General features: G+C 49.9%; 16 protein-coding genes and 1 riboswitch. Of the genes, 7 read left to right on the plus strand and 9 right to left on the minus strand.

The window, feature by feature from the left end:
- Positions 1-276: 276 nt before the first annotated feature.
- Positions 277-777, plus strand: coding sequence for a trypsin-like peptidase domain-containing protein (locus tag AN963_RS10645; RefSeq protein WP_055744585.1), 501 nt, complete (start codon positions 277-279; stop codon positions 775-777).
- Between the two features lie 32 nt (positions 778-809).
- Here AN963_RS10645 and AN963_RS10650 read toward each other — a convergent pair whose 3' ends face one another.
- Positions 810-1,913, minus strand: a complete 1,104-nt coding sequence (locus AN963_RS10650; protein WP_055744586.1) for a YheC/YheD family endospore coat-associated protein — start codon at positions 1,911-1,913, stop codon at positions 810-812.
- Positions 1,914-2,143: 230 nt separating this feature from the next.
- Here AN963_RS10650 and AN963_RS10655 point away from each other — a divergent pair, with 230 nt between their 5' ends.
- The 3 genes from AN963_RS10655 to AN963_RS31890 all read left to right on the plus strand — a co-directional run bounded on the left by AN963_RS10655 (position 2,144) and on the right by AN963_RS31890 (position 4,324).
- Positions 2,144-2,464: a winged helix-turn-helix transcriptional regulator gene (locus AN963_RS10655; protein ID WP_055744587.1), complete on the plus strand. Its 321-nt coding sequence runs from the start codon at positions 2,144-2,146 to the stop codon at positions 2,462-2,464.
- Between the two features lie 119 nt (positions 2,465-2,583).
- The gene (locus AN963_RS10660) at positions 2,584-4,026 is read left to right on the plus strand and encodes a recombinase family protein (RefSeq protein WP_055744588.1); all 1,443 of its coding nucleotides are present in this window, start codon (positions 2,584-2,586) and stop codon (positions 4,024-4,026) included.
- Positions 4,001-4,324 carry a S1C family serine protease gene (locus AN963_RS31890; protein ID WP_083496908.1) on the plus strand — a complete coding sequence of 108 codons (324 nt, stop codon included), beginning with the start codon at positions 4,001-4,003 and terminating at the stop codon, positions 4,322-4,324. The genes AN963_RS10660 and AN963_RS31890 overlap by 26 nt, the downstream gene beginning before the upstream one ends.
- A gap of 93 nt (positions 4,325-4,417) precedes the next feature.
- Here the strand turns inward: AN963_RS31890 and AN963_RS31480 are convergent, their stop codons facing one another.
- Positions 4,418-4,564, minus strand: coding sequence for a hypothetical protein (locus AN963_RS31480; RefSeq protein WP_169791918.1), 147 nt, complete (start codon positions 4,562-4,564; stop codon positions 4,418-4,420).
- 63 nt (positions 4,565-4,627) lie between these two features.
- The gene (locus AN963_RS10670) at positions 4,628-4,909 is read right to left on the minus strand and encodes a DUF2325 domain-containing protein (RefSeq protein WP_055744590.1); all 282 of its coding nucleotides are present in this window, start codon (positions 4,907-4,909) and stop codon (positions 4,628-4,630) included.
- A gap of 256 nt (positions 4,910-5,165) precedes the next feature.
- Here AN963_RS10670 and AN963_RS10675 point away from each other — a divergent pair, with 256 nt between their 5' ends.
- From AN963_RS10675 to AN963_RS10685, 3 genes are all read left to right on the plus strand, one after another.
- Positions 5,166-5,765: an IMEF encapsulin system ferritin-like cargo protein gene (locus AN963_RS10675; RefSeq protein ID WP_055744591.1), complete on the plus strand. Its 600-nt coding sequence runs from the start codon at positions 5,166-5,168 to the stop codon at positions 5,763-5,765.
- 33 nt (positions 5,766-5,798) lie between these two features.
- Complete coding sequence (locus AN963_RS10680; protein ID WP_055744592.1) at positions 5,799-6,647, plus strand: family 1 encapsulin nanocompartment shell protein; 849 nt, start codon at positions 5,799-5,801, stop codon at positions 6,645-6,647.
- A 127-nt stretch (positions 6,648-6,774) separates the two neighbouring features.
- Positions 6,775-8,238 carry an HD-GYP domain-containing protein gene (locus AN963_RS10685; RefSeq protein WP_055744593.1) on the plus strand — a complete coding sequence of 488 codons (1,464 nt, stop codon included), beginning with the start codon at positions 6,775-6,777 and terminating at the stop codon, positions 8,236-8,238.
- A gap of 55 nt (positions 8,239-8,293) precedes the next feature.
- On the opposite strand, the gene AN963_RS10690 is transcribed toward AN963_RS10685, so the two are convergent.
- From AN963_RS10690 to AN963_RS10715, 6 genes are all read right to left on the minus strand, one after another.
- A complete protein-coding gene (locus AN963_RS10690) occupies positions 8,294-9,505 on the minus strand; it encodes an aminotransferase-like domain-containing protein (protein ID WP_055744594.1) in 1,212 nt (403 codons plus the stop codon).
- A 396-nt stretch (positions 9,506-9,901) separates the two neighbouring features.
- Positions 9,902-10,372 carry a hypothetical protein gene (locus AN963_RS10695; RefSeq protein ID WP_055744595.1) on the minus strand — a complete coding sequence of 157 codons (471 nt, stop codon included), beginning with the start codon at positions 10,370-10,372 and terminating at the stop codon, positions 9,902-9,904.
- Between the two features lie 263 nt (positions 10,373-10,635).
- Complete coding sequence (locus AN963_RS10700; protein WP_055744596.1) at positions 10,636-11,814, minus strand: pyridoxal phosphate-dependent aminotransferase; 1,179 nt, start codon at positions 11,812-11,814, stop codon at positions 10,636-10,638.
- A gap of 103 nt (positions 11,815-11,917) precedes the next feature.
- Positions 11,918-12,036: riboswitch (SAM riboswitch) on the minus strand.
- Positions 12,037-12,095: 59 nt separating this feature from the next.
- Positions 12,096-13,328 carry an efflux RND transporter periplasmic adaptor subunit gene (locus AN963_RS10705; RefSeq protein ID WP_055744597.1) on the minus strand — a complete coding sequence of 411 codons (1,233 nt, stop codon included), beginning with the start codon at positions 13,326-13,328 and terminating at the stop codon, positions 12,096-12,098.
- Between the two features lie 37 nt (positions 13,329-13,365).
- Positions 13,366-16,500 (minus strand): efflux RND transporter permease subunit, encoded by a 3,135-nt coding sequence (locus tag AN963_RS10710; protein WP_055744598.1) that lies wholly within the window; start codon positions 16,498-16,500, stop codon positions 13,366-13,368.
- Complete coding sequence (locus AN963_RS10715; protein WP_055744599.1) at positions 16,497-16,958, minus strand: MarR family winged helix-turn-helix transcriptional regulator; 462 nt, start codon at positions 16,956-16,958, stop codon at positions 16,497-16,499. Before AN963_RS10715 ends, AN963_RS10710 begins: the two co-directional genes overlap by 4 nt.
- Between the last annotated feature and the right edge of the window lie 90 nt (positions 16,959-17,048).

The following is a 17,048-nucleotide window of genomic DNA, read 5'->3' on the forward strand; positions in this document are numbered from 1 at the left end:
CGTTCGTCTCTTTTCTCTCTGTGGCGGCTATGTCAGATAGTTCGGAGTGTCCCAATGCAAGAACCTGCATAGCCTTTATGTTCAAAATATTCTTTAACTATATGTATTATAATTGGATTCTAATAATTATACCAATGCTATTTCTTTATTATATCAATCAAAAATAATGATATATAAATACTGATATATGCTCGAAGCTCAGTAAAATTGGGCTTCCCTCCGCTATCCCCTCCCCATAAGATGATACATACCTATCTGCTGTAGGGGGAGAATTCGGTGAAAAGTAAAAAATGGTCCCAATATACGCGGGTAAAGTACCCCGTGAGCAGCAGCAGTTTGCATCCCTTCAATTTTTTTGTGCCAATCGTGGAACGAGTCCAAGAGGGAGTGGTCTCCATCGTCACCGAGGACGCTCCCCATTCCAAAAACATGGATTCCTTGATTCGCAGCCTGATGAACGAAGAGGAAACCCCATCCACCACTGAGCGCAGCTTTGGTTCAGGATTCCTGTTTCATCCGAAAGGGTACATCCTGACCAGTGAACATGTGATCGGCAAGTCCAAAAACATTTATGTCAAGCTGTTTAATGGTCGTGTATTTGAAGCACAGCGCATCCTGTCCGATCGCGTGCGCGACTATGCGGTCATCAAAATTGATGCCGATTGCAAACTGTTTCCGCTGCCTCTCGGAAACTCCGCCCACACAAAGGTTGGCGAATGGGTCATCAGTGTCGGTTCCCCACTTGTCGCCATAGAGGTAAAAACAAGCACGATCTAACCGATTCGTCTTTTCCAATTGTGGTGACTTTCTTACTTGGCTAGCCTAATGCAATTTCCCTCTTTCTCCTCAATCAAATGCATCGCAAACTGCACAGGCCGGCTGATGGATTCCGCGTATAGATCCATCGCTTTCATTTGCTTAAATATTTCTCGCCCTGGCTTTGGATTGACTTCAATGAGCCACGACTTGCCATCCACGTCTACGCCAATATCCAAACCAAATTCCATCATGCGGCCGAATTTCTCCTCGAGAACGAATGCGACCTGATGAGCCATATGGTGGCATTCGCGTAATATCTGTTGTGCTCTTTCCTCGCCAAATCGTTTCGTCACGAGCCTATGAAAAGGAATCGCTCTTCCCCCACCGTGCAGATTGGAGGTGGAGCTGCCACTTTCCCCCATCCTCACGCCGCATCCGGTCACACTCCATTGGCCCTTTTCGTTCTTTTGAATCAACAATCGGATATCCGTTACGCGATTCGGGATCAGCTCCAGATTCAAACCTTGCTGCACCAGGAAATTTCCATTGCTGATGCGCTGCTCCGTTACCCATTTGCGCACCCACTGGTTCACCTCTTCTGCACGCTGCAGGCTGGCATTTGTTCGCGCATAGCGTTTGTCTCGTCCTTGGAGCTCATACCGTTTCCCACGAGCCGACACTTTGAGTATACTTTTTCCACCCGTTCCAATTCCCGGCTTCACATAGAGTATCGGATATTGCCTTAGCATGGCTTTGAGCTTTTCCGGCGAATACACGTAGGTCTCCGGAATCCACATCTTGACCCTCGCGTCATTGGCGAGCAGCTCCGTCACCCTCCACTTTTTGCTGAATGGGCTGTTGGCGAATTCAAACAGATTGCTGTGGCGCAGCTTCATATATTCGGGAACCCGTCTGCGATAGCGATCGATCACGATCTGTGGCCAAGAATGCCAATTGCTCTCCCAGCCCCCTCCCGCTTTCGGGACAAATCCTCTGATTTTCCGGTCTTTTGCAAACACATCCTGGTGAGAAAATAAAAAAACCTCTGCCCCTAACTCACGGCCGGCCTTCACCAAACGGCTCAAGTAATCTGGTTCGGCAAATCGCTTTCCCGCTCTCCAAGTCAAAATACCGATGACCTTTTTGGGAGTCATGCCCGCACCTCTTCCCCTTTCTTTTTTCCTATCATATGTGCTCGTGCCTGGTATGGTATCGAGGGCATAGGAATCAGGCTCGTTCCCTGCCGCTTATTGGCTGCATAGGTCTTTCCCGTTTGGGTGACAACAAGAGAGATGAGAAGCTACACTTCTGTTACTTACTTTTTTCAAGTCCGTGTGTTACAATATTGGGTAATTCAAACATGTAGGGTAGAGGTGACGCCGTCATGAGTCAAGAATTTGCTGGCGAACACATGTGTCCGAAATACGAAGGGGCGATCAACGTCCTGGGTAAACGATGGACTGGCTTGATCATCCACGTACTGTTGCGTGGTCCTGTGCGCTTCAAAGACATTCGGGAAATGGTTCCACACATGAGCGATAAAATGTTGTCAGAACGGTTAAAAGAACTTGAGGAATTGGAGATCTTGGATCGGAAAGTGTACCCGGAGATCCCCGTTCGCATCGAATACGAGCTGACAGAAAAAGGAAAGGACCTTCGTCCCGTCATCGATTCCATTCACGAATGGGGTCAGAAGTGGATGTAGTTCCCCCCGCCTCGTCCAAAAAAGGATGAGTAGCGGGGCTTTTTTTATTTTGTCCAGGCATAAGCCCTCCTCTCTTGCTGTAGACTCTAGCAACCTGACGCGACAGGAGGGTGATTCTCATGCGAACAGCTGTCTATATTCGAGTCAGTACAGAGGAGCAGGCACGAGAGGGATTCTCCATTGCAGCACAGCGTGAAAAGCTGCTGTCTTATGTTCATTCGCAGGATTGGACGCTAACAAATCTGTATGTAGATGAAGGAGCTAGTGCAAAGGATACGAACCGTCCAGAACTGACACGGCTTTTAGCAGACATACAGAGCGGAGGCATCGATGTCGTGCTCGTCTATCGTCTGGATCGCCTCACGCGATCGGTCCTCGACTTGTATCAGCTGCTCCAGAGATTTGAACGCTACGGTGTACGCTTCAAAAGCTGCACAGAAGTATACGATACGACGACGGCCATGGGTCGCCTCTTTATTACGCTAGTAGCAGCACTTGCCCAATGGGAGCGAGAAAACCTGGCGGAACGCGTCAAGCTCGGCATGGAGCAGATGGTCAAGGAACGTAAACGGCCGGGTGGACCTCCCCCCTACGGCTACGAACTCATCGATGGAAATCTGACTGTTCATCCTACAGAAGCATCTGTTGTTCAGGCCATGTTTGGACAGTACGCACGTGGTGATTCCCCACGAAAAATCGCTGACTATGCCAATCGCCTGGGTGCCAGGGGGAAAAATGGTGCCAAGTGGAGTGCCAGTGCCGTCCTGAGACTGTTGAAAAACCCTGTCTATTACGGTGCACTTCGTTGGAATTTTGCAGACTCCGGACAAAGGCAAAATCCACCTGGTGTATGGTTACTAGAGGAGTCGACCCATCCAGCCATTATTGACGAGGATTCTTTCCTCATGGTGCAAGACATGATTGAACAGCGTAGCTCAAGACATCCGCGTGTCCTCTCCTCTGCCCTGCTTTTTTCCGGTCTGCTGTACTGCTCTCGCTGTGGATCTCTGATGCGAGGAAAAACCACGAACACGCAAAATGCGAACGACACGTCATACACGCACACCTATTATTCATGCCCGGGAAAGCGGTCCGGAACCTGCGACGCACCTACGATCCGCGAAGATCGACTGGAGCGTGCTATGCTGAAGCAGCTGACGGAGTACTCACCGCAATTGCATGAGGTCGCTAGCTCCGCGTGGGACATACGAGCAGGAAAAAAGCAGGAATGGGATCACCAAACAGAAAACGCGCTTTCACACAAGCGAAAGCGCTGGGAAGATGCCTATGCGGAGGGCTTGCTACCATTACATGCGTTCAGAGCCAAGCTTGCAGAGCTGGAGGCAGTGGCAGAGCTGTTTCACCATCCCTCCTCTATCCCGCTCCATCCGGATGAGTTGAGCTTGCTGGGAGACTGGATGGTCATTTGGTCCCATGCCACACGTGAGGAAAGGAGACAGCTCACGTGCGCGCTGCTCAAACGTGTGGAGGCTGAAGAGTGCTCCAGCCCGCGTACAAAGGGTAAACGTACTGTGCATGTTACCCAGTGGCTCTTTCTGTAATGCTGATATTTTTTCCTCTACGGGAACATGTGGCTCCCCACTCGGTTTGGAAAATTCCGTCACAGCCGGTATTATCAGCGCAAAAAACCGCAGATTACAGGTAGCGAAACGGCTGTATGAAGAAATTTTCCAGACAGATGCCGCCATCAACCCCGGAAATAGTGGAGGGCCCCTCATCAATTTGAACGGAGAAGTCATTGGTCTAAACGCTTTTATCATCCAGTCTAGTCAATGCCTTGGTTTTGCCATTGGTATTGACGCCCTGAAATCTCAATTGGAGCAGTACGTGTTCAAGTAAGAGTCGTTTTCATGTAAGGTAGGAGGACCCGGCTGCGCCACTTTTCGGCGTAGCCCCACCATATGTGGATGAGTGCGTACAAAAAAACCCCGTCTAACGGGACGGGGCTTGCTTCTCAAATGCAATCAGGTACACATTTTGACCACCTGTATTCATTTGTTCTTCGGCATGCTGGAGTTGTTGCAGCTGTGCGGCCGTCAGCTGAGCTATCGGCAATTCATCCATGCGGTTCTGTTCCATTGCGCCATCCCTCCATTGATATTAGACTCGCGATATAGTCTGCCCAACCCGAATGGTATGTATTTACGCCGTCATATGAAAAGCTTTGGCAATCGCAGAACACGAGCGTTTACAAAACAGAATAGGCAATTCTCGGTCTTTTGCCTGGCTCTTTACCGTTTTAGCGAGGTTATGATTGACATAATCTGTTAAAACGAGGATCATGTGCGTTCCGGTCGGGATTTTTACTCCTGTTTGCGAGCTTTTCCGTCCCGTTACGTGATGGATTTCGTGAAACCCCTTCTCCTGCAAAAACTCGATAATATTCCCGAGGCGATCTCCGCCAATCACTAGAATAGATGACATAACCGTGTTACCTCCTTGAAAGTTGGATGTGTATTTGATCTATGTGGATTCTCAGTTACGTAATTGATAATGACTATCACTCTTATTGATAAATATTATCATTCCCATTTGTGTTTGACAATACTCTCCATGATATCTTTTTTGTAAAAAAACAAAACTAAGGAACAAATATAGGAAAATGTACATACTTCTTGCCCGGTGTATTTTTCCAAAGGTATAATGAACAAATAGATCATTAGCGAGGAGGTGGCGTAGGGTGCAAGACTTTTCACAGCTGCACGCCATTTTTGATCGAACCAAAAGTTATATTGACCGCTTCATGGGCATCATCCAGCCGATTATTGACGCTGCCCAGGACGAGCATACTCGTCTGTACTACCATCACATTCTTGAAGAAGAAGAACAACGCATGGGACGTCTGCAAGAACTGGTTCCCCATCTGGAAACCTTATCTGCCGAGAAAAAAACGGACCAGCTAAGTGACCGCGAGCTGTCCCAACTGCTGTCTGATATCAATCTGGAGCGTTTCGGATTGCACAATTTCCGCGAACATCTGGAGCTTTCCCTGTATGAGTTCCGGGATGATGAGACACGTCAAACCCTCGATGGTATGAGAGAAAAAACGCATACCGACTACTTGCAGGTAAAAGACATCATGGCCAAGCTGAGTGAGCGCTTCTCTGATGTGTACACCGATCTCACCGATCATGACGAAGGGCACGATGTTCATCAGGTGGACCACCTAAAAGCATCGGCCAATGCGCCTCAAGGCGTCGCTTCCGTGATCACACACACTGCAACTCCAGCTCCCGGCAAAAAGGGACTGACCGTAGGAAGCTTGAAAGGTTTGAAATAAGAGTACGATCCCGTATGACTTGGAGGTAACGCTATGGACAAGCTTCGAAAATACCCAGATTCTCCCTTGACGCTCGAAGAATGGAGCCAATTGGACGCGACCGTCATTGACATGGCTCGTCGTCAACTGGTTGGTCGCCGTTTTATTGACATCTACGGACCGTTGGGTGAAGGGATCCAAACCATCACAAATGACGTTTATGATGAATCCCGCTTCGGTGGACTGAGCTTGCGTGGTGAATCGCTGGAAATGACCCAGCCGAGTCGCCGTGTCAGCATGACCATTCCGATTCTTTATAAAGACTTCATGCTCTACTGGCGCGATGTTGCACAAGCACGCACGCTGGGCATGCCTCTCGATATGAGTGCGGCTGCCAATGCGGCTGCTGGCGGTGCCTTGATGGAAGATGATCTGATTTTCAATGGCGCAGCTGAATTTGATCTGCCTGGCCTGATGAATGTCAAAGGACGTCTCACCCATCTGAAGAGTGACTGGATGGAATCCGGAAACGCTTTTGCTGACATCGTAGAAGCTCGCAACAAGCTTTTGAAAATGGGTCACAGTGGTCCTTACGCGCTCGTGGTGTCTCCCGAGCTGTATGCCCTGCTGCACCGTGTCCACAAAGGCACCAACGTACTGGAGATTGAGCATGTCCGCAATCTCGTAACAGACGGTGTGTTCCAGTCCCCGACGATCAAAGGACGCAGCGGTGTCCTCGTAGCAACGGGTCGTCACAACCTCGACTTGGCGATCGCCGAAGACTTTGACTCGGCTTTCCTCGGAGACGAACAAATGAATAGCCTGTTCCGCGTTTACGAGTGTGTTGTACTGCGAATCAAACTTCCGAGTGCTATCTGCACGCTGGAAGAAACCGAAGAATAGGCTTTGCGCATAAGAAAAGGCGGATCAATTGATGAATACAGCAATTGGTACGCCTTTTTCTCATGGAGTCTTCCGCTATGAGACAAGCATCACGTCATACTTTAATCAAAGAAGGTGACTGTCTTTTATGTTCTTCCGCAGCATTCTTGGCCCCATTTTTGCTGTCATTTTTCCTTTCCTGTTGTTCGGGTACTTGAGAATGGACACTGCTCTTGATCGCCAGATTGTTTTACCTAGCGGGCATTTTTACATAGTCAGTTCCGTCGCAATATTAGGAATTGTGATTGCCATTTCTGTAGGAGTTGCCGGATCCCGCTTGCGCAACATCAAGGTCACCTTACTGTCCTTGGCATTCCTCTCCCTGGCTGCAATTTTTGCTGTCCACGGATTGTCTACTCCACATTTTCTGCTTCATGAAACGCACTTACCTGGAGTTGCCGCACAAGTTAGTATATTACTCGCTACCTTTTGGCTCTGGTTGTCCTCCTTTACGACCGATCGTCCTTTGATTGAGTATTTGTCTCATCAGCAGCGCCTTCTTCTCCCGGTATGGGCCTTGATCTTAACGAGCGTCGGTACCGTCAGCATGTTCTTTCCGCATCTTGTCGATGTTATCCAGCTAGACTCCCGGCCCATCAATTGGCTGTTAACGTTGACAACCATCCTACTTAACTCGATCACCATGTATCGCTATTATCATTCTTATCAGTATTCACAGTTTCCGCTCCAGCTCTCGATCGTCTACAGTTCCGGATGGTTGATTACTTCCCAGCTCATCATGCAGTTAGGGGAAACGTGGCGCATCAGCTGGTGGATTTATCACTTTTTGCTGCTGGCTTCCATGATTGTCATGATCGTAGGACTGATCAGGCAGTACGCCATGAAACAGTCTCTGGCAGGTGCTCTGCGCGCCTTGTTCACTACGGATCCAATCGAACGGATCACAAATAGTATCTCTCCGAGCGTCAAAGCCCTCGTGATCGCCACGGAAACAAAGGATCGCTATACAGCCGGACATAATTTTCGCGTCACGATGTACGCCTTGAAGCTAGGTGAAGAGCTCAAGCTCAAGCCTGATCAGCTTCGCGCATTAGCTCAAGGAACGATCATCCATGACGTAGGGAAACTCAACATACCGGATTCCATTCTCAACAAGCCTGGAAAGCTTTCGACAGAAGAACGAGCCTTGATTGAAATGCATACGGTCAAAGGGTATGAAATGTGTAAAAATCTTGGTTTTATGAAGGATGAGCTAAGTATTATTCGCTCTCATCACGAAAAATGGGACGGAAGCGGCTATCCAGACCATCTCCAAGGCAAAAACATACCACTCATGGCCCGCATCGTCTCCGTAGCAGATGTGTATGATGCCCTTACGTCCAACCGTGCTTACCGGACAGCCTGGTCTCATCAGGAAGCCATCGCCTTTCTGCTCAAAAATAAAGGATCCCACTTTGACGGCAGCTGTGTAGAGGCGTGGGTCCGCGTTTGTGAGCGAGACCCTTCGGTGTATCAATATCCGGCGATGATGATCAATGATGACACCTCGATTTCACTGGTGTCCTCGAAAGAGAACGTCCATCATGGTTAGGACCAAACGCAAACAAAAAGACAGCCAATCACTGGCTGTCTTTCGTCTTTCTCCTTTATGACTGTGTTACGACCTGACTTTGTTGGTACTGTGCTAACGCTTTTCCCAGTCGGGTAATCGCTAATTGTGTATCATCGTGGTTGAGCAATGTGTAGTTCAAACGCATGGTGTTGACTTTGGCTTCTTCTGCAAAGAACGGTTTGCCCGGCACGAAAGCCACCCCTTCTTTTACACAGAGAGCCAACAGCTTTTCGGCATCCACGTTTTCAGGAAGATTCACCCAGAGGAACATGCCTCCACGCGGTTTTTCCCAAGTGACATCGGCCCATTGCTGCTGGGTCAACAGCTCGTTCATCCACTCCATGCGCTCTTTATAAGAAGCACGGATTTTTTCGATATGGGACTCCAGATCAAAATGGGACAAGAGCTGGTGCAGAGCAATCTGATCAATCGTACTCGACTGCAAATCTACTGCTTGTTTCGCCTTAACCATCATCTGGATGACACGTGAATCACCAATCGCCCAGCCGGTACGCAGACCAGGTGCTACAATTTTGGAGAACGTACTAGTGTAGACCACACACGAATCTGTTGGGTGCTCATCCAGAGAAAAAATCGAGCGATAAGGCGCTTGACCGTCAAACTGGATCTCACCGTACGGATCGTCCTCCAGAATCAGGATATTATTTTCCTTACATTGTCGCAGCAAGCCGAGGCGGCGTTCTAGCGACCACACTTTGCCAGTCGGATTGGCGAAGGTCGGGATGACATAAGCCATTTTCGGACGATATTTCGCGATTTTGGCTGCCAGATCGTCCAAGTCCATTCCTTCAGCGTCTCCATCCACCGGAATGGCGCGAATACCACGAAATTGGAACAATTGGACCGCAGCCAGGTACGTAGGATTTTCTACCAGCACGACGTCGCCTTCGTCCAAATAGACACGGCAGAGCAAGTCGACGGCCTGCTGGGAGCCGGTGGTTAGCAGCATATTGTCCACGCCAACATTCATATGTTTTTGTTTCATGCGGGCAGCAACCCACTCGCGAAGGGGCAGATAGCCATCCGTCAAGCCGTATTGCAGTGATTTTGCACCTAAATCAAATGAACGATCAAAAGCTTCACGCATCTCTGCGATTGGAAATGAATCCTCTGCTGGTAATCCCCCAGCCAACGAGAGCACCTGATTGCCTTGCGTCAGCTTCAAGATTTCCCGGACAGCCGAGGAGGATAATGCTTCTACTGATTTTGAAAATGAATACTCCATGTTCCGTTCCCCCTTGATTTTTGTTTATACTTGTTTTATCACTGTCGAAAGGCAATGTCCAATGCTCGCTTACTATGGGGGAATAGGTTTTGACTATGTCGAGCGATTGTTCGTTCGGCTTATTTTAGCCACTCTCCCCCTTCCAAATGGCCATAGATGTCTGAAATAGCCAAGATGCGTGACATAGCGATCTACCTTTCGTCTAATTGCGGATACAGATACGCGGCTGATTTGGGAAGCAGCAGCCATCCTTGTTTTCCTCTGTCGATTTGCCGTGGATGAAAATACGTAATCGCTTGTCCATCCAGCACAACCTGAAGACAATCTCCTGAAAAAACGAAAAACCTCCTTCCGAAAACGGAAAGAGGTTATGTATGTTTACCGTGAGTCTTATGCCTACGCGATGCGGATCACTCGTGCTTTTTCCACTTGCGGCAGGAAAGACAGGTCAACCTGTGCATGTGCTTCTTCCAACCCAACATCTTGAGCCAGCAACAGGGCTTCTTCCTGGAACGTCAGGGTACAGCTACCTTCGTTGAGCTCGCACAGTCGCTTCAAACGCTTCAAGCGCTCTGCTTTCTTCTCCGCTCTCATGCAGTCATTGCGCAAATCGCACACATCAACGTGGCGTGCATCCGCAATCATGCTGATATCGTCTACATGAACAATCAGTCGCTGTCCTTCTTCTGTTACAAAACCGATTGAGCAAAAATGCGCACCGGACATTTCCAAGCGAGTGAGAACGGCATTCGCAAATATTTCTCCCGTACGCAGACGGATCGAACTTGCTTCAATGGCCCCGCCTATTTTTCGCTCGTTGGCGATCACCGTATACATATCCGTGTAACCGTTAATCTGATAGCGCATGGTACCCTCCTGATCTGCCAAAAGTCGCAGCTGAGACTAATTATCATTAACAGTATCCATCGTATAATGAAAATCATTATCTGTCAATAATGAGAATGATTTTTATTGAGAATGAAGTGCCTTTTTTTTGATTTGCCCAGTCTCTCCTACCCTATTCCGCTCTGCAAAACTAGGCGATAGGCATGCGCCCGAACTCGTCGCAAAAAGAAAGAAAAGACCGTACTCGCTGATTGTCAGCAAGTACGGCCCACGATACGTTTCCCTTATGCTTTTGTAAAAATCCCTAGCTGCTCGATCCGACGTACGGCCTCTGCGAGTCGCTGCTCGTCAGATAAGAGAGCTGCTCGCACGTAACCTTCACCTGTTGGCCCGAAGCCATCCCCTGGTGCTACGACGACATGCGCTTTTTCAAGCAAGAGGTCCGAAAACTCTACGGACGTAAACCCACTCGGTACAGGCAACCAGGCAAAAAACGAGCCTTGCGAAGGTTGTGCTTGCCAACCGATGCGATGCATATTGGTGAACAGCGCATTGCGGCGGTCCTCATAGACAGCTACGAGATCGCGGACGCATTGCTGCGACTCCGTCATGGCTTTCGCGGCAGCCATCTGCACAGCTCCGAACAGGCTGACAAAGTAGTGGTCCTGAATCAGATTGATTAGACGCACCAGCTCACGGTTTCCTACCATTGCCCCGACGCGCCAGCCAGCCATGTTATACGTCTTGGACAACGTGTAGAACTCCACGCCCACTTCTTTTGCACCCGGTACTTGCATGAAGCTAACCGGCTTCTTGCCATCGTAGCTAATGGCTCCATAAGCGAAGTCATGGCATACGACGATTTCATTTTTCCGCGCAAAGCGAATGGTCTCTTCATAGAATTCAAAAGGTGCATTGACTGCGGTCGGATTGTTCGGGTAGTTGAGGAACATCAGCTTCGCACGATCCAGATCGTCTTGAGCAATCTGACCGTAATCTGGCAAGAACTGATTTTCTGCCCGCAGTGGCATCATGACCATGCGTCCATCCACGACAGCAACCCCAGACCAGTAGTCAGGATAGCCTGGATCTGGTACCAGCGCGACATCCCCTTTGTTCATTAGGACCTGGCAAATTTCCACCAAACCTGTTTTGCTGCCAAACAAAATAGCGACTTCTTCTTCCGGATCGAGATCCACATCAAACTCTTGCTTATACCAATGTGCGACCGCCTGCTTCAGCTCTACTCGACCACTGAACGGCGGATATTTATGATGTAGCGGGAGTGCAGCCGCTGCCTGTAATTCTTCTACAATGTGGGCCGGAGTCGGCAAATCAGGATTGCCCTGGCCGAGATTGATAACATCGTGACCTGCAGCGATGACTTTGTTTACTTTCGCTACTAGCGTGGCAAAAAACTGTGTCGGCAGCCGATCGATCATGTCGGAAGGTTGGATACGCATCTGTCGTCATTTTCCTTTCTGTCGGGTAATGCAAGTGAAATGATAAGTGCAGCAAAAAACCCCTCTTTCCTCACAGAAAAAGGGGTAGATCAGCTTCGTCACGTCCTTATCTGTCAGGAATACTCCTGCTGGAATTGGCACAGCATCTACCATCGCATCAAAGGATAGCAGATCCGCTGCCGGGTTTCATAGGGCCAGTCCCTCCACCTCTCTAAATAAGTAAAGCACACGGAATATAATGTTTTGAATCTTCTTCATACTACTTGAGCGATTTCGGTGTGTCAAGATCCTTGCTGAATTTGTACGGTTGCCCCATCCTTCAGTAAAGTCTGGCCGCGTACGACAATCTGATCGCCTTCTTGTACCCCCTTCACGATCTCAATCGCATCGCTCGTTTGGGCACCTGTCTCGACTTCTACTTTTTTGGCTGTCTTATCATCCAGTTTATACACGTATTGTTTCCCGTTTTCCTCAAAAACTGCCTTTCGCGAGACGACAAGCGCATTTACCGACTGCTGCAAGCCAAACTGAATGTTGACGACCATATCTGCTTTGAGAACGGCATCGGGATTGGCCAGTGAGATCTCGACTGGGTAGGCGCGCAAATCCGGATTCATCACGGGACTGATCGCTGAGACTGTTCCTTTCAGATCTTTCTCCAGTGCAGTCAAGGTAATGGTCACAACGTCCCCTTTTTTCACAGTTGCCACATCTTGTTCCGACAGGTTCGCTTTTGCGATGAGTGGATCCGTATTCACAATCGTCACGACGGCAGATTGGGGCGAAGCCATCTCCCCTGCCGAACCGTGTACGAGAGAAATCGTCCCCGAAATAGGCGCGGTGATGACTGCATTGCCCACTTGCTGACGAGCATTTTCCAGAGCGACACGCGCTTGCTCGACAGAAGCCTCCGTTACCGCTACACCTGTCTTCTGTTGGGCGGTCGCAAGCGCCTGCTTGGCGTTGTCATAGGCGGTCTGCACCGATACCAGCGTAGCTTTGGCTTGTTCCAGCTGTTGGGCAGATACGGCACCTTGATTGAACAACTGCGAGATCCGTTGGTAATCGCGCTGGGCATCCTTTAATGTCTGATCCGCCTGAACGAGACCGTTTTTGGCTTGCTGCAGACTTTGCCCCGTGCTGGTGGTGCTCTGCCGTAGCGATGCGACGGACAGCTCGTAAGCCGCCTGCGCCTGCCTGACTGCGTTGTTCAGCTCGGTTTGATCCAACGTGAACAACACTGCTCCCGCCTGAACCCTTTGGCCCAGCTTCACATGGACCTGACTGATTTTTCCGCTGATCTTGGGTGTGATAGCGACTTCCTCGTTCGGCGCCAGCTTTCCTGTGACCCCTGCTCGCGTTCCTACATTCCCACGCTTTACAGTATCGACCTGTACAGGAACGACTTTGTTCTCCTCTTGCTTGGGTTGTACTTGCACCTCCTGGCTACTGCACCCTCCAATGGCTACTGCGAGAGCTACCAACAGCCCGATCCTTGCTCGGTTTCTTTTCATTCCCTTTTTTCCTCCTTCTACCAAGCAAACTGCCTACTCATCCCTCTGTCAAAAGCTCGCTTTCACTCGTCTTTTTCTGCTTGCGCTTGCGATTTTTCAGCTTGCGTCCCAGATCGTCAAACCACGTATAAACCACTGGAATAAGCACAAGTGTAATCAGTGTGGAGAAAGACAGACCAAAGATCACGACGATCGCCATCGGAGCTTGTGACTCGTTTCCTTCTCCGCCTCCGAATGCGAGTGGAGTGATCGCCAAAATCGTTGCGAGCGAGGTCATCAAGATCGGACGCAGACGCAAGGGACCTGCATGCAGAATGGCGTCGTTGCGCTCCACCCCTTTTTTACGGAGCTGATTGACGTAATCAATTAGCACGATGGCGTTGTTCACGACAATACCAATAAGCAAAATGTAGCCAATCAAAGCCGGTACACTGAGCGGCTTACCGGTTACCAGGAGCCCTACGACCACACCGATGAACGTAGGTGGAATCGAGAACATAATGATAAACGGTGTGAACAATGACTCAAATTGGCTGGCCATGACCATGTAGACGAGGGCAATGGACAAGATAATCGCGAGTCCGAGACTGCCGAACGACTCCATCATTTCCTTACTTTGGCCGCCGAACTCAATGCTATAGCCATCCGGTAGAGTCAGTGCGTTTAGCCTCGCTTGAATATCGGTGGAGACGGAATTCAAGTCACGACCTACGAACTCTCCGGATATTTTCACTTCACGGGTCTGATTGGAGCGCGCGATGACCTGCGGCACTTCCTGACTGACTACATCAGCTACGGAAGATAAGGCAATCTGTGCCCCACCTGATGTCGGGATACGGAGCTGCTGCAAATAAGTAATGTCGTCTTGATACTTACGCGGCATCATCACTCGGATGTCAATTTGATCGTCCCCTGTTTGAAAAGTCGTGACCGTCGTGCCGTCAAAGGCTGTTCTCACATTGGAAAGCACCTGACTGGTCGTCAGTCCGTACAGCCCGGCACGCGAAGCATTCACAACCACCTGCAGCTCATGGTTTTTTTCTTCCAAGGAAGAGAGGATGTTGCGAGTGCCGTCTACCTGCTTCATTTCCCCTGCGATAATCGCGCTGATATCTTCTAGCACAGCGAGATCGTCTCCGCGCACCGTCACTTCCAGCGGAGCAGTTACCGGCCCTCCTGACTGATCCAGCTCCTTGACTTCTATCTCGGGACCAGAGATGTCTGCCAATTGTTTGCGCAGAAGCTCAACTACCTGCTCCGTCGTCACGGTACGCTTTTCTTTAGACACCAGCGATACCTGCAGCTGAGCGCGATTGCTCGTCGATGTGGCGATGATGGAAGGACCTCCGGAAGACCCAATCGACGTATACAATTGCTCGAGCTGCGGCAGCTGCTTGATCCTGCTCTCTACCTCTGTGACCACTTTCTCCGTTTCTTTCAGCAGGGTACCATTGGGCATTTTAATGGACACGGAAATTTTGCCTTGCTCCAGCTTCGGGATAAACTCCGCTCCGACTGCTCCCGATAGAAAAATAGCACCGACAAACAGGGCAATCGTCGCGGCAAATACTGTTTTCCGATGCGTGATGGCCCAGCCAAGGAAACGTCCGTATCCGCGTGCCAGTCTGAAAAAGCCGATGTTGAACCAGACCATCGGATTGATGCCACGATAGTTCGCACGTTCCTGCTCATCCATATGCGGCGTCTTTTTCAGCCAACGAGCACTCAGCATCGGCACGATCGTCAGGGAAGCCAACAGAGCAGCGATATGGGAATAGACGACGGTCAGGGCAAGTGGTCCAAACAGCTCAGACGCCAGCCCCTCTACGAAAACAATGGGAGCAAACACCGCGATCTGCGCCAAGGCGGAAGCCATTACCGCTGTACCGACTTCTTTGGAGCCTAGCCGTGCCGCTTCCATCATACTTTTGCCTTGCTCACGATAACGGAAAATGTTTTCTAAAATGACGACAGCGAAGTCAACGAGAGAACCGAGTCCAAGCGTCAAGCCGGACAGTGAAATGAGGTTGATCGTCTGACCGGTAAAATACATCAGACAGAATGTGGCAATAACGGAGATGGGTAGTACGATCGCAATAATGATCATCGATCGGAAGCTGTTTAGGAACAGGAACAAAACGAAGATGGAAAACAGACCACCGACCAGCGCATGTTCTCCTACCGTGTAGATGGAATCCTTGATGAATTGAGAAGAATCGAGAATGGTCGTGATTTTCACATTTTTCGGCAAGACGTTTTGGAGCTGTAGCAGTTCGGCCTTCACTTCGTCGGCTACTTCGATTGTATTTCCGCCAGAAGCCTTTGTTACGCTCAAGCCAACGCTCGTCTGACCGTCCAAATACGTTTTCTGGGTGATTTCCTTGTATGTATCGTTGATGGTCGCCAGATTTTTCAGCGCGATGGTACCGGCAGCCAGCCGAATAGGCGTCTCGCCTATCTCCTGGACACTGCTGTACTCCCCGTCTACTCGGATCGACAGCTTCGTGTCACCCTCGCGAACACTACCCGATGTGCCGGAGAGGTTGGTCGCTTGCAGGGCTTGCTGCACTTGCTCCAGTCCGATGCCGTAAGCGGCTATCTTGTCGGGATCGAGCACGACCTCGATCACTTGGTCCTCACCGCCGGACACACCTACAGAGGCAATTCCGTCAATCCGCTCCAATCTCGGCTTGATCACGTCCTCCGCCAATGATTTCAGCTTGGCGACGTTACTCTCCCCCGTGACAGACAAGGTCATAATCGGCTCGCTGTTCGGATCGATCTTGATAATTCTTGGTGAGTTTGCGTTGTCTGGCAGTCTTCCTCGCACCTGGTCTACCTTGTCTCTCATGTTCAGGGTAGCCTGGTCCATGTCCGTTCCCCAATTAAACTGGAGGATGACCTGAGAAGCGCCTTCCGCCGAATTGGACATGATCTTGTCGACGTTGGCGACCGTACCGAGCCCTTCCTCAATCGGCTTTGTCACGAGTTTTTCTACCTCAGCAGGCGTGCTGCCATCTACCGTCGTGACGACTACCGCTACGGGCAAATTTAGCTCAGGGTACAGTTCCACAGCCAGTTTGGGGAGGGAGACAAAGCCAAAGATGAGTAAAGCAAGTGCCATCATGAAAATGGTGACAGGCCGTTGGATGGAAAAACGCGAAAGATTCATCTCGCATCGCTACCTCCCTTTTTCGGAAACGATTGTTGCCGCACTTCGAGATGTCTGGTCAAAAGCGTCAAGGCCGCAGACGCCCTCTCCACTTCAGACGCTGTCATGGATGTGAACAAATCGGGGAAATACTCACCTCGCATAAATGGAATCCGCTGCTGAATGGCCTCTACCGACTCGGCCAGCACGACCCAGACCATGCGCCTGTCGTGGATATCGCGAGCACGCTCCACAAAGCCGTTCCGCTCCAGTCGATCGACGATTCCTGAGACCGTGCTGTAGGACAGATCGATCAGCCGACTGATTTCACCGATCGTCTTCTTCCCCTGCATAACAGGACCGAGCACAAACATCTGCGGCACGGTCATCCCGCATGCAGCCAACTCCTGTGCGAGTACATCCAAATACACTTTGTTCATGTACATCAGGTGCATTGACATTTGCTTCTTCTCGTCCATGGCATACACCCCAGATTATTTTGCTTCGCGAAATAATTATGTCACGCTGTAATATTTCGCATCAAGAAATATCGGTTATGAAAAGCGAAG

The sequence above is a fragment of the Brevibacillus choshinensis genome, from assembly GCF_001420695.1.
Classification (GTDB): domain Bacteria; phylum Bacillota; class Bacilli; order Brevibacillales; family Brevibacillaceae; genus Brevibacillus; species Brevibacillus choshinensis.

Coding starts and splice junctions, on each gene's coding strand:
- AN963_RS10680 (WP_055744592.1), top strand. CDS start 5,799: ATGGACAAGCTTCGAAAATACCCAGATTCTCCCTTGACGCTCGAAGAA.
- AN963_RS10710 (WP_055744598.1), bottom strand. CDS start 16,500: ATGAATCTTTCGCGTTTTTCCATCCAACGGCCTGTCACCATTTTCATG.
- AN963_RS31480 (WP_169791918.1), bottom strand. CDS start 4,564: ATGGAACAGAACCGCATGGATGAATTGCCGATAGCTCAGCTGACGGCC.
- AN963_RS31890 (WP_083496908.1), top strand. CDS start 4,001: ATGTTACCCAGTGGCTCTTTCTGTAATGCTGATATTTTTTCCTCTACG.
- AN963_RS10695 (WP_055744595.1), bottom strand. CDS start 10,372: ATGCGCTATCAGATTAACGGTTACACGGATATGTATACGGTGATCGCC.
- AN963_RS10685 (WP_055744593.1), top strand. CDS start 6,775: ATGTTCTTCCGCAGCATTCTTGGCCCCATTTTTGCTGTCATTTTTCCT.
- AN963_RS10660 (WP_055744588.1), top strand. CDS start 2,584: ATGCGAACAGCTGTCTATATTCGAGTCAGTACAGAGGAGCAGGCACGA.
- AN963_RS10655 (WP_055744587.1), top strand. CDS start 2,144: ATGAGTCAAGAATTTGCTGGCGAACACATGTGTCCGAAATACGAAGGG.
- AN963_RS10690 (WP_055744594.1), bottom strand. CDS start 9,505: ATGGAGTATTCATTTTCAAAATCAGTAGAAGCATTATCCTCCTCGGCT.
- AN963_RS10670 (WP_055744590.1), bottom strand. CDS start 4,909: ATGTCATCTATTCTAGTGATTGGCGGAGATCGCCTCGGGAATATTATC.
- AN963_RS10705 (WP_055744597.1), bottom strand. CDS start 13,328: ATGAAAAGAAACCGAGCAAGGATCGGGCTGTTGGTAGCTCTCGCAGTA.
- AN963_RS10700 (WP_055744596.1), bottom strand. CDS start 11,814: ATGCGTATCCAACCTTCCGACATGATCGATCGGCTGCCGACACAGTTT.
- AN963_RS10650 (WP_055744586.1), bottom strand. CDS start 1,913: ATGACTCCCAAAAAGGTCATCGGTATTTTGACTTGGAGAGCGGGAAAG.
- AN963_RS10715 (WP_055744599.1), bottom strand. CDS start 16,958: ATGGACGAGAAGAAGCAAATGTCAATGCACCTGATGTACATGAACAAA.